Origin of the sequence: Nitratidesulfovibrio liaohensis, from assembly GCF_011682075.1 — a bacterium.
In the GTDB taxonomy this organism is placed as follows: domain Bacteria; phylum Desulfobacterota; class Desulfovibrionia; order Desulfovibrionales; family Desulfovibrionaceae; genus Cupidesulfovibrio; species Cupidesulfovibrio liaohensis.
Map to the genome: position 1 here is coordinate 17,552 of NZ_VSMK01000044.1, position 11,218 is coordinate 28,769.

Sequence of the window (11,218 nt, forward strand, 5' to 3'; positions counted from 1 at the left end):
TATTGACTGAGCATGCAGTTGCCCGCGTGACAGTCCGGAACTGCCGCCGCTGGTCCTGCCCCTGGAAAGGGATACTATGCGTAGCGGGCGCGTACCGTCCGGAACAGATCGGGCATGCGGTCGTACTGGTGCACCATGACGGCGGGCAGGCCCGCGTCGTTCAGGATGTCGCCGTGGGCATCTGTGGCGGGCGGGGTGGCCTTGTAGCCCAGGGTCAGGATGGGCCCGGCGTTGTCGTGCACGGTGACCTTGGACAGGTGGCCGCCGTGCAGCAGGTGGTTGTGCACGCCCTGGTCGTACCCGGCCATGCCGGTGGGCGGCGGGGGCGTGCCGCCGGGCGAGGATGTTGGGGGCGGGGGCGGTGGTGGCGGCGCGGGAGAGAATGGCAGGAGCAGCCCGGTCAGCCGTTCCAGATAGTCCAGCATGGCCGCGTGGTTGCCCACGGTGGTGCCGGAGCAGGAGATGCGTTTTTCCGCCAGCGCCCGCCAGGCCGCCTCGCCCAGGTGCCCGATGACCCAGCGGGTCATGTACGGGCAGGTGCCGATGGTCATGCGGGCGTCCTCCAGGGTCACATTGAGGCCGTCGGCCCACGGGAAGGAGAACGGGTCGCGCTGGAAGACGACGTCGCGCACGTCGGTGACCAGGATGCGGGCGTAGGGGCGCGGGGCTTGCCGCAGCAGGTCCAGGTACAGGAAGTAGCGCAGGGCGTTGTAGGGCAGGTGGGCCAGCGCGGGCGGACGTTCGAAGGGCAGGATGTCCGCGCCCATGTCGGCCATGCGGTCGGTGTCGCGGGTGGTGGGCGAGGTGAACAGCACGCACCGCCCCGCGAAGCCGGTGGCCCGCAGGGATGCGAGGAACGGGCGCACGTCGCCCGCATGGTACCCGGCGGCCAGCCCCAGGACCAGGTCGGGGCCGAGGTTGTGATCGGAGCCGGGCCCGGAATCGGGCCGGGGACAGTCCTGCGCTGCGGGGGGGATTGCGTGGGTGGGGGATGTTGTCACGCCACAGGCTTGCCCCGCACCGCGCCAAATTGCAAGCGACGCGGGGCAGCCAAAGGGGTCGCCAGACGTATAGCCAGGCATATCGTCCGGTGGAATGCCGGGCAGGCGCGTGCCCGGTGGCGGGGCTACCCCGGCGTGCCCACCGGCATGGCGGGCAGGATGGCCGCACGCAGCGCGTTGAAGGCTTCCTGGTGCGGGGTTGCCTGGTGCGCGGCCTGTTGTCGTGCGCAGGGATGGCCGGGCGCATGCATGTCCACCGGGGCCACCCGGCCTTCGGTGAGCACGGCGGCCTCGTCGCAGAACAGCGGCACCAGTCGCACGTCGTGAGTCACGAACAGATAGGCGACGCCCGTGGCGCGGCGCAGTTCGGTCAGCAGATCCAGCACGCGGGCCTGCACCAGCATGTCCAGGCTGCTCAGGGCTTCGTCCAGCAGGATCAGCCGGGGGCGGGGGGCCAGGGCGCGGGCGATGCACACCCGCTGCAACTGTCCGCCGCTCAGGCGGTGGGGCAGGCGGTCCAGCAGGGACGGGGAAAGGTGTACCTGTTCCAGCAGTTCTCCGGCGCGGGAGCGGCGCTGGCGGCGGTTCAGCGTGGTGAAGTTTTCCAGCGGCTCGCCGATGATGCGTTCCACGGTCAGGCGCGGGTTCACCGCGTTTACCGAGTTCTGGAAAACCACCTGGATATGGCGGCGATCCTTGCCCAGGCCGTGGCGCACATCCCTTCCCATGAACCGCACCATGCCGCCGTCGGGCTGTTCCAGGCCCAGGGCGATGCGGCACAGGGTGCTCTTGCCCGCACCGCTGGGGCCGACAACACCGGTGCAGCCGCCTTCGCGCACGGTCAGGTCCACCCCGCGCAGCACCTGCCGCTGCTGACGCGGGGCAAACCATCCGCCGGTGCGGTAGCTGCGGGTGACCCCGCACAGTTCCAGCAGGGGCGGGGCGTCGTTGCCGGGTGTACCGGCCACGCAGGAGAAGGACGGGACGGAGGAGAAGGAAGAGGCGGAAGATTCGGCCGATATGGTGGAAACAGCATCAGGATGCATGGCGGTGTCCTTCATGGGCGGCCTGCGGCGGCGGAAGAGGAGGCAGGATGCTGCTGCACGGTGTCGTCCCCTTGCGGCGGGCACAGGCCGTACAGGCGGTGGTGCGCGGCCAGCAGGGCGCGGGTGTACGGGTGGCGTGGCGCGGCGAACAGTTCGCGCACGTCGCCCTGTTCCACCACCCGGCCATGACGCATGACGGCCATGCGGTGGGCCATGCGGGCCGCCACGCTGAGGTCGTGCGTCACCAGCAGGATGGCCATGTTGCGGGTGCGCCGCACCTGCTCCAGCAAATCCAGCACGCGGGCCTGCGAGGGCAGGTCGAGGTCGGTGGTGGGCTCGTCGGCAATGAGCAGGGGCACGTCCAGCACCAGGGCCAGGGCGATCATCACCCGCTGGAGCATGCCGCCGCTCATCTGGAACGGGTAGTGGCGCAGGATGGCCTGCGCATCGTCAAACCCCACCTCGCACAGGGCGGCACGGGCCGCGGTACGCCAGTCGGGCCGGGCTCCGCTGCGGCTTCCGTCGGGCTGATGCGCGGCCAGGGTTTCCTGAAAATGCGCACCGATGGTGAACACCGGGTCGAAGCAACTGGCCGGGTTCTGCAGCACGTAGGCGGCCCCGCGCCCGCGCAGCAGGCGCAGCCGTTCCGGCGGGGCGCCGTTCGCGTCCTGCCCGTCCACAGCCTGGCCATTCACGCGGATGGTGCCCGCCGTGCGGGTCACGCCGTCGGGCAGCATGCCCAGCAACGACATGCAGGTCAGCGACTTGCCGCAGCCGCTGGGGCCCACCAGGCAGACCACCTGGCCGCGTTCCACCGTCAGGTCCACAGGCCCGACAAGAGGGGGAGCGGCCTGGGCAGGGGTGTTTCCGGTGGCGCCGGTTTTCGTCTCGGCGCGATGGGCGGAACGGCGCAGTTCCAGCCCGTGCACGATCAGTGCGGGCACGGGGGCAGTGGTGGATGTCGGCATGGGGCCAGTGGGTGAAGATGTGCCGTCGTTCATGCCGCCCCCTCGCGCGCGTTCGCGGGCGCACCGTGGAAATCCGCCGGATCGTTGTCTGCGTCATCCGGATATTCCGAGGGATATTCCGGATCGTCGAAGCCATCAGCCCCGTGCGCCGCGCAGGCCGCGTCCTGTTCCGTCTCGCGCGCGGCGGCGGGGTCCAGCGCGTCGCGCAGGGCATCGCCCAGCAGGTTGAAGGCCATCACCGTCACGAAGATCATCAGGCCGGGGTACAGCAGCTGTTCCGGGTGTGCGCCGATGTATTCGCGCGCATCGCCGATCATCACCCCCCATTCCGGCGTGGGCGGGCGCACCCCAAGGCCCAGGAAGGACAGGCCGGAAACGTGCAGCAGCATGTGGCCCACGTCCAGCCCGGCCATGACCAGCATCTGGGCCAGCACCGGCGGCAGAATGTGCCGCAGCACCAGCCGCGCCGGGCGGGTGCCTGCCGCGCGCGCGGCCAGCACGTATTCGCGCTGCTTCAGCCCCAGCACCAGCCCGCGCGCGAACCGCGCGTACCAGGCCCAGTGGGTGCAGACCACGGCGATGATCACGTTGGTCAGCCCCGACCCCAGCACCCCCACCAGAAACAGCGCCAGAATGAAGGTGGGAAAGGTCATGAACACGTCGCAGGTGCGCATGAGCAGGCTGTCCACCCGCCCCCCCGCGTAGCCTGCCACGCAACCCGCCGTCAGCCCCACGGCCACGATGCAGGTCAGGATGGCCCCCACGGCGAACAGTGAAACCCGCGTGCCGTGGCACAGTCGGGCCAGCACGCTGCGGCCCAGATGGTCGGTGCCCAGGGGCTCTTCCATGCTGGGGGCCTCGAACTTGCGGGTGATGTCCACATCGTCCGGGGCGCGGGGCGAGAAGGCGGGCGCGAACACGGCCATGGACAGGATGATGCACAGCAGGGCCAGCGCGGCAAGGGCCGTGGGCCGCGACAACAACTGGCGCAACAGCGTGTTGCCCGGTGCCGCGTCGGGAATGATCGCGGGGGCGACGGCGGGCGTGGCCTCGGTGAGGGTATCCTGGCTCATGCGCGGTCCTCCCCCAGCCGGATGCGCGGGTCGGCCCATGCATACAGGATGTCCACGGCCAGGTTGCACAGCACGAAGATGGCCGTCATCAGCAGCATGAAGCACTGCAATATGGGATAGTCGCGGTTGTACACGGCGGACACCGCGTAGCGGCCCACGCCCGGCCAGGCGAACACCGTTTCCACGATCACCGCGCCGCCCAGCAGTTCGCCCACGTGCATGCCAAGGGATGTCAGCACCGGGATCAGCGAATTCTTGAACATGTGCCGCCACACCACGCCACGTTCGGAGATGCCGCGCGCCCGCGCGTACATGATGTGCCGGGCGTGCATGTTTTCCAGCAGGCTGGTGCGGATGAGCCGGGTGTTGATGCCCATGGACATCAGCGACAGGGTGACGGCGGGCAACACCATGTGTTCAAGCCCGCCGCGTCCCAGCGCGGGCAGCCAGCCCAGCTTGACCGCGAACAGCCACACCAGCAGAAAGCCCAGCCAGAAATTGGGCAGGGATACGCTGGTGAAGGACAGGGCGCGGGCCGCGTTGTCCAGCGGGCGGTCGCGGTGCAGGGCCGCGCCGACCCCGAGGGGCACGCTGACGGCCAGGGTGAGCAGCAGGGCCGCCCCGGCCAGTTGCAGGGTGGCGGGCAGGTAGTGCAACACCTCGCCCAGCACCGGGCGGCCCGTGACGTAGGAATTGCCGAAGTCGCCGGTGACGGCGCGGGCCAGCCAGCGGACGTACTGTTGCCACAGGGGCAGGTCCAGTTCCAGCATGCGGCGGGCGGTGGCCAGGGCCTCGTCGGTGGGGGGGATGCGCGACAGGCGCAGGTAGGCCATGGCCGGGTCGCCCTGTGCTGCGCGCAGCAGCAGGAAGACCACCACCGAGACCAGCAGCAGCAGGGGAATGAGCGCGGCGAGGCGTTTCAGTATGTAGGCGGGCATGCGTGGTTTCCGGGGCTGGGCGGGGCGCAGCGGGATCGACTGTTGGGGTGTTGTCGTCCACACCAGCCATCCGCGCCGGAAAGACCGGCGCGGAGTATAAGGAAAAAGGCACATCGACAAATTGAAGAATGCCTTCGGGGGCGGACGTCTGTATCGGCCCCCCGGCGGCAGGAAAAAGGGAAGGCGGCGCTTGGCCGCCCTCCCGCCTCTCGCTTTTATTTCAGGCGCATGTCCTCGAAGGGGATTTCCGTGTCCATGGCGCCGAAGTGCACCCCGTCCACGCGGGCGGTGTGCACCACCATGCTGGTCTGGTAGGTCAGCGGCAGGTACACGGCCTGGTCGTGCAGGGTGGTCAGGATGTCGCGGTACAGGTTCTGGCGCGTGGTTTCGTCGGTGCTCAGCAGCACCTTGCCGATCCTGGCGTCGATGTCGGCCTTCATGGGCAGGCCGATCTGGGCCTGGTAGTCGGCGTGGGTGGGCACGCGCATGCCGCTGACGAAGGAATGCGGGTCGTAGGGGGCACCCCAGGTATCGCCGAAGACCATGCCGAAGGTGCCGTTTTTCTGGCGTTCGCCGATGGCGTCTTCTTCCTCGCCGATCAGGTTGGCCTGCATGCCCACGCGGGCCAGTTCAGATTGCAGGAATTCCGCGATGGCCTTTTGCAGGGCGTCGTTGCCCACGAAGCACAGGTCCACGGTCAGCGGCTTGCCGTCCTTCATGCGCGGGCCCTTGGGGGCGGTGCGTTTCCAGCCCGCCTCGTCCAGCAGGGCTTCCGCCTTGGCGACGTCGTGGGCGTAGGGGGGCAGCTTCAGGTCGCAGTATGGGGACGTGGGCGGGAACAGGGTGTCGGCGCGGGCTTCCGCGTTCAGGAAGATGCCCTTGACCATGGCGTCCTTGTTGATGGCGTGCAGGATGGCCTTGCGCACGGCGATGTCGGCGGTGGGGCCGCTCTTGCTGTTCAGCGCGATGACCCGGCTGGCCTGCGGCGGCGAAAGGTAGGTGGCGTACTTGCCGCCCTTTTTCAGGGCGTCGAAGGCTTCCAGGCTGATCTGGCCGCCGCCGTGTCCGCCGCCGCCGAAGACCAGGTCAAGTTCGCCCGCCTGCAAGGCCACCAGCCGGGTATTGGGGTCCGGGATGACCCGGACCACGATGCGCTTGATGGCGGGCTTTTTGCCCCAGTAGGCGTCGTTGCGCTCAAGCACGTCGTATTCGCCCTTGCGGGTTTCCACCAGCTTCCACGGGCCGGTGCCGATGGGCGCCTTGATGCCCTCGGCGGTGTTGCCGGATGCAGGGAACGCCGACGGGGACAGGAAGCGCACGGGGCGTATCAGCGCCAGTTCCTGCAACGTGGGGTAGTAGGCGTTTTTCAGCACCAGGCGCACGGTGCGGGCGTCGGGCGTTTCCACCTTGTCGATCTGGGCCACCAGTTCCAGCCAGTCGTGCGAGGCGCGGTTGGCCAGCACCGTTTCCAGGTTCATGCGCACGGCCTTGGAATCGAACGGCGTGCCGTCGGAAAAGGTCACGCCCTTGCGCAGCGTGAAGGTGTACACCTTGCCGTCGGGCGACACGGTCCAGCTTTCGGCCAGCCAGGGTTCGATGGCGCCGCCCCTGGCGTACTTCACCAGCGGCTCGTACACCATGCCCTGGGCGAACATCTGGTTGGGCGAATACTTGTGCGGATTCAGCTCGCCCACGTTGGAGGGCCAGGAATAGCGCAGGGTGTCCGCCGGGGTGTCGGCGGCGTGCGCGGCAAGGGGGGCGGCCAAACCGCCCGCCAGCAGCAAGACGGCGAGCATGGGCAGCAGAAGTGCCCGCAGCCAGCGGCGCGGGAATGGGGCGGCGACGGAAGGCGACCGGGTCGGCATGTCGTTCTCCGGAATTTGAATGTGTTTTTCGGATAAAAAAATATGAAATGTGTCACTCCGAATGCCAGAGTGGAAAATTCATGTCAACGTGATGATCGGCGTTGGGAACTTTGCGCTGGCGGTGCGAAGGGGCTGGGCATCTGAGGGACCGCGGACGCGCAGATTCACTGGCGGGAGAAATCAGATCGCACATGGGGAAGCGGGTTGCGTGCGCGCAAGGACGTTCGTGAAGGCATGACTGCGTGGCAGCGGCGGTGGCAGGCATGATTTTTCCGCGCGGGCACGCGTGAATGCTTTCAAGGTTGTGCTGGTGAATGTATATTGGATGCATAAAGCACAAAAGGAGTCACGAATTTTAAAAACAATCAACAGTCACGATAATTTTATTTTGCATGACTCTGTACAGGTGTTATGTTGTGCCTATGAATTTCCCAGTGGCGAGTCGTTCGCGCAGGCGATCGCACGTCCGCATCCATCCATGAAAGGAGCAACACCATGAAAGTCAGCGCCCGTAACCTGATTCCCGGTAAGGTCAAGGAAATCACCGTTGGTGCCGTCAACTCGGAAGTCATCATCGAGGTGGCCCCCGGCATCGAAGTGGTGTCCATCATCACCAAGCGTTCGGTGGAAGACATGGGGCTCAAGAAGGGCTCGGCCGTGAAGGCCATGGTCAAGGCCTCCAACGTCATGATCGTCACCGACTAGCAGGTTTGGCGCGGAGAGCCTGCGGCATTGCCCGGCGTCCTGAAGCCCCAAGACGACGACGCCCCCGTTCCGGAAGGAACGGGGGCTTTTGCGTCGTTGCACAGGCGCACGGATCGGAACACAGGGCGAGGTGCTGCAACGGCTGCAGCCCGTCATGCGTGGTGTGCAGCAGGGCGATGGCGGCTGGGGCGCGGATGGTCACATTGGTGACACGTAGCACGATTTAATGATACGTATCCTGAAGATTGCATCAAGGAGGTCCTCATGATCCGTCGTTCCGTTTTTGTCGCATTGGCGCTTTTGCTTGTCTGCTCACAGGCGTGGGCGCATGAATTCATCGTCAAACCCTCCAAGGCTCAGCTCAAGCCGGGGGAGTCCGTGTCCTTCTCGGTCATGTCGTCTCACGTGTTCATGCAGAGTGAGGAACTGGAGGACGCGGCAGACGTGGTGGTTACGGCCGTGGATGCCACGGGCTCCCGGAATATCCCCCTTGCGGCAGACGTCAAGACGTTCACCTACAACGGTTCGACGTCGTTTGCATCGGGGGGGTATGCCATGCTGGTGGGACACCGGCTGAACCAGGTGTGGAGCAAGACGCCGGAGGGCATGCAGAAAGGCGGCAAGGAAGCCTTCCCCAATGCGCCCTTTGCCAACAGCTACGAGAAATTCTGCAAGACTCTGCTTGCCGTGGGCAAGGGTAACGATGCGTGGAGCAAGCCGACGGGGCAGGCCCTGGAGATCATGCCGCTGGCCGATCCAGCAGGGTACAAGGCCGGGCAGGAGGCTGCATTCCGCGTTGTGTACGACGGACAACCCCTTTCTACCGAAGTGTACGCGACCTGCGACGGCTACACGAAGACCCCCAATTCTTACGCCTGGTATACGGAAACCGACGACAAGGGTGTCGCTCAGGTCAAGTTCGTCCAGAAAGGGTTGTGGATGGTGCGCGTGCAGCACAAGGTGGCTGGCAAGGACGGGATCAAGGAACACGTCATGCGTTCCGTTCTGGTCTTTGCGGTGAACTAGGCGGAAATAATGGATAACCTGGCGGGCATCCGTCTTGCGTCTCTTGGCATCGTGCTGGCTGTGGTTTGGGCACTTCCTTCGGTCGCCAAGGCCCACGGTACAGGCACGCGCTGGCTCGGTGATGAACGCGCGCTGGCCGTGTATTTTCACTATTCGACCGGAGAACCCATGTCTTGGGTTAAGGTGCGGGTGTTCGGCCCAGGTGACGACAAGCTCGAGTTCGTCTCCGCCAGAACTGATCGCAACGGAAGGTTCGCCTTTCTGCCGGATGCTCCGGGGCGTTGGAGGGTGGAAGCGTCGGACGAGCAGGGCCACAAGGCCGTGGCCGAGACGGAGCTCTCGCCCGTGGCGGACAAGGCAGATGCACCCGTCACCGTTGGTGCGGACAGGGTTGGCGAGGGCGGCGGGGACGGGCTCGTCGCGTTATCTGTCGCGTGGCGTGCGCTCCTTGGGGTGAGCCTGATCCTTAACGGCCTCCTTGCCGCCACGCTTGTGCGGCAGCGGAGAAGTAAGGGAACGCACTAGGAGCTATACCCGCAACATGCCGATCCGGTACTGATGATGCCCCCTGGCGAGGTTCTTGCCGGGGGGCTTTGCGTGCGGTGTCGCCAGGCTGTGGGCGGGCAGCGTAGCAGAACAACCGGGAAAGCGGGGATAATGTACGCACTGCCCCTTCAGGGGGGGGCTGATGGGGCGATGTCCTCTGCATGCCATTATGGTATGTCGTTGATAACAGTATGTTGCTTGATGGAATACGTTTCATTGTCCGCTCGGCATGCCGTAAAGGCAGCATCCCGGGAGCGCCTGGTCGACAAACGCAAAAAAGGGTTGGAACGGTGTTCCAACCCTTTGCTGTCTGCGTGGTGCCGAGGGAGAGAATTGAACTCCCGACACGGGGATTTTCAGTCCCCTGCTCTACCAACTGAGCTACCTCGGCGTCGCGGAGAACCTGAATAGGCAAAATGGGTGGCCTTGGCAAGCACTTTTTGGTGCGAGGATGATTTTTCTGCCGGAGGGGAAGCAAGGGGTGGAATTCCCTGGGTCCGGCAGACAGGTGGCGGCGCATCGGGCCGTCACGGCGAGCCCTGACTTTTCGGGCCGTACCGGTGCTTAGCCGCTGCCGGTGCTTGCCCTTTCACTACAGCAACATGCGCTTGGCCTGGCGCATGGCGTTGCGGCAGTCGCACACGAAGCGGAAGGCCGCCCGGTGCCTTGGGGTGGCGTCACGCGGCAGCACGCCCGCTTCGGCCCAGGCGAGCAGTTCGTCCATGGGCGCGGCCACGCTGAACCAGAAGCCCTGTTCCATGGGCACCGGGCTGTGCGCGTAGTGGCCGAACAGGATGCGGTCGTCCACGATGATGCACGGCGCGCAGGGCAGGGCGTGGGTTTCGTACACCTCCACCAGCCCTTCGTGCCGGGCGGCCAGCCGTACGATGAAATCGCGCGAGGCAGCGAATTCATGCTCCATCTGCACCGCCGTCAGGTCCGGGCGCAGGGCGTGCAGGAATTCGTCCACCCAGCCCCGGCGCGACGCAAGCGGCACGGTGATCATCTGCAGGCGGCGGAAGGTGGGCTGGGCCAGCGCGGTGCGCAGCGCCTCTGCCAGCGCGGGCATGCGCCCGAATTCGGCGTACAGGGCCATGTGCAGCACGATGCGCTGGCGGGCCTCCGCCAGTACCTGCGGCAGGCTTGCGGTATGCAGGCCGACGTACATGCGGGGTTACTCCTCGTAGATCATCCGGCGGGTCATGCCGCCGTCCACCAGCCAGTTCTGCCCGGTGACGAACCCGGCGTCATCCCCGGCCAGAAAGGCCACCAGCGCGGCCACGTCGCGCACGTCGCCCACGCGCCCCACGGGGTGCTGGGCGCGGTCGGCTTCCGTATGCATTGGCGTTTCGCGGTGGGCCGCCTTGCGCAGGTGGCGCACCTCTATCCAGCCCGGCGAGATGCAGTTCACCCGCACCACCGGGCCAAGGCTGACGGCCAGGGCGTGTGTCAGGGCCACCAGCCCGCCCTTGGACGCGGCGTAGGCCTCGGTGTGCGGTTCCGACTGTACGGCGCGGGTGGAGGCGATGTTCACCACCGCCCCGCGCGCGGCCCGCAGGTGGGGCACGGCGGCGCGCACCATGCGCATGGGGCCGGTCAGGTTCACGTCCAGCACGCGCTGCCATCGGTCCATGTCCATGGCTGCCACGTCGGCGGGGCCGGTGTGGGGATTGGCGATGCCCGCGTTGTTCACCAGCAGGTGCAGCCCGCCGAAACGGGCCACCGCGGCGGCCACGCAGCGGTCCGCGTCGGCCTGGTCGGCCACGCTGCCGTGCAGGGCCAGCAGGGGAAAGGTTGGGGAATGGGGCTCAGCAGAGGCATCCGGATGCGCGGGTAACGATGCGTCGTTGTCGGCAACCGGTTCGGGGACCAGTTCGGCGGACAATGCCCCGGCCAGTTCGGCCAGCGCCTCGGCGTCGGCATCCATGGCGGCCACGCGCATGCCGCAGGCCAGCAGGTGTTCCACGATGCCCCGGCCAATGCCCTGCGCGCCGCCGGTGACCAGGGCCACGCGACCCGCCAGCGGATGGGCTGCGGAGAGGGGATGGGC

The 11,218-nt window shown here is 66.7% G+C and carries 11 protein-coding genes and 1 tRNA gene; 3 read left to right on the top strand and 9 right to left on the bottom strand.

What is annotated here, in order from left to right:
* Positions 1-74 precede the first annotated feature (74 nt).
* The 6 genes from FVW27_RS02025 to nikA form a co-directional block, all read right to left on the bottom strand.
* Entirely contained in the window at positions 75-1,001 is a 927-nt protein-coding gene (locus tag FVW27_RS02025) for a hypothetical protein (RefSeq protein ID WP_341806036.1), read from the bottom strand.
* A 125-nt stretch (positions 1,002-1,126) separates the two neighbouring features.
* Entirely contained in the window at positions 1,127-2,062 is a 936-nt protein-coding gene (locus tag FVW27_RS02030; RefSeq protein WP_243838152.1) for an ABC transporter ATP-binding protein, read from the bottom strand.
* Complete coding sequence (locus FVW27_RS02035) at positions 2,059-3,048, bottom strand: ABC transporter ATP-binding protein (protein WP_167122305.1); 990 nt, start codon at positions 3,046-3,048, stop codon at positions 2,059-2,061. The genes FVW27_RS02030 and FVW27_RS02035 overlap by 4 nt, the downstream gene beginning before the upstream one ends.
* On the bottom strand, positions 3,045-4,088 hold the full coding sequence (gene nikC / locus FVW27_RS02040; RefSeq protein WP_167122307.1) for a nickel ABC transporter permease subunit NikC: 1,044 nt from the start codon (positions 4,086-4,088) through the stop codon (positions 3,045-3,047). The genes FVW27_RS02035 and nikC overlap by 4 nt, the downstream gene beginning before the upstream one ends.
* On the bottom strand, positions 4,085-5,026 hold the full coding sequence (nikB, locus tag FVW27_RS02045) for a nickel ABC transporter permease subunit NikB (RefSeq protein ID WP_167122309.1): 942 nt from the start codon (positions 5,024-5,026) through the stop codon (positions 4,085-4,087). The genes nikC and nikB overlap by 4 nt, the downstream gene beginning before the upstream one ends.
* A gap of 215 nt (positions 5,027-5,241) precedes the next feature.
* Positions 5,242-6,891 (bottom strand): nickel ABC transporter substrate-binding protein, encoded by a 1,650-nt coding sequence (nikA, locus tag FVW27_RS02050; protein WP_243838153.1) that lies wholly within the window; start codon positions 6,889-6,891, stop codon positions 5,242-5,244.
* A 495-nt stretch (positions 6,892-7,386) separates the two neighbouring features.
* On the opposite strand from nikA, the gene FVW27_RS02055 reads away from it, so the two are divergent.
* The 3 genes from FVW27_RS02055 (at position 7,387) to FVW27_RS02065 (ending at position 9,147) form a co-directional block, all read left to right on the top strand.
* Positions 7,387-7,596, top strand: coding sequence for a TOBE domain-containing protein (locus tag FVW27_RS02055; RefSeq protein ID WP_167122311.1), 210 nt, complete (start codon positions 7,387-7,389; stop codon positions 7,594-7,596).
* A gap of 264 nt (positions 7,597-7,860) precedes the next feature.
* Positions 7,861-8,622 carry a DUF4198 domain-containing protein gene (locus FVW27_RS02060; protein ID WP_167122314.1) on the top strand — a complete coding sequence of 254 codons (762 nt, stop codon included), beginning with the start codon at positions 7,861-7,863 and terminating at the stop codon, positions 8,620-8,622.
* 9 nt (positions 8,623-8,631) lie between these two features.
* Entirely contained in the window at positions 8,632-9,147 is a 516-nt protein-coding gene (locus tag FVW27_RS02065; protein ID WP_167122316.1) for a DUF4198 domain-containing protein, read from the top strand.
* 336 nt (positions 9,148-9,483) lie between these two features.
* Here the strand turns inward: FVW27_RS02065 and FVW27_RS02070 are convergent.
* The 3 genes from FVW27_RS02070 to FVW27_RS02080 all read right to left on the bottom strand — a co-directional run.
* A tRNA-Phe gene (locus FVW27_RS02070) sits at positions 9,484-9,559 on the bottom strand.
* 201 nt (positions 9,560-9,760) lie between these two features.
* Positions 9,761-10,336, bottom strand: coding sequence for a hypothetical protein (locus FVW27_RS02075; RefSeq protein ID WP_167122318.1), 576 nt, complete (start codon positions 10,334-10,336; stop codon positions 9,761-9,763).
* A gap of 6 nt (positions 10,337-10,342) precedes the next feature.
* The coding region (locus tag FVW27_RS02080; RefSeq protein ID WP_243838154.1) for an SDR family oxidoreductase at positions 10,343-11,218 on the bottom strand (876 nt) is incomplete at its 5' end.

Bases quoted from the DNA above. Each gene is read 5' to 3' on its own strand.
- FVW27_RS02030 (WP_243838152.1), bottom strand. From the start codon at position 2,062: ATGAAGGACACCGCCATGCATCCTGATGCTGTTTCCACCATATCGGCC.
- FVW27_RS02035 (WP_167122305.1), bottom strand. From the start codon at position 3,048: ATGAACGACGGCACATCTTCACCCACTGGCCCCATGCCGACATCCACC.
- nikC (WP_167122307.1), bottom strand. From the start codon at position 4,088: ATGAGCCAGGATACCCTCACCGAGGCCACGCCCGCCGTCGCCCCCGCG.
- nikB (WP_167122309.1), bottom strand. From the start codon at position 5,026: ATGCCCGCCTACATACTGAAACGCCTCGCCGCGCTCATTCCCCTGCTG.
- nikA (WP_243838153.1), bottom strand. From the start codon at position 6,891: ATGCCGACCCGGTCGCCTTCCGTCGCCGCCCCATTCCCGCGCCGCTGG.
- FVW27_RS02055 (WP_167122311.1), top strand. From the start codon at position 7,387: ATGAAAGTCAGCGCCCGTAACCTGATTCCCGGTAAGGTCAAGGAAATC.
- FVW27_RS02060 (WP_167122314.1), top strand. From the start codon at position 7,861: ATGATCCGTCGTTCCGTTTTTGTCGCATTGGCGCTTTTGCTTGTCTGC.
- FVW27_RS02065 (WP_167122316.1), top strand. From the start codon at position 8,632: ATGGATAACCTGGCGGGCATCCGTCTTGCGTCTCTTGGCATCGTGCTG.
- FVW27_RS02075 (WP_167122318.1), bottom strand. From the start codon at position 10,336: ATGTACGTCGGCCTGCATACCGCAAGCCTGCCGCAGGTACTGGCGGAG.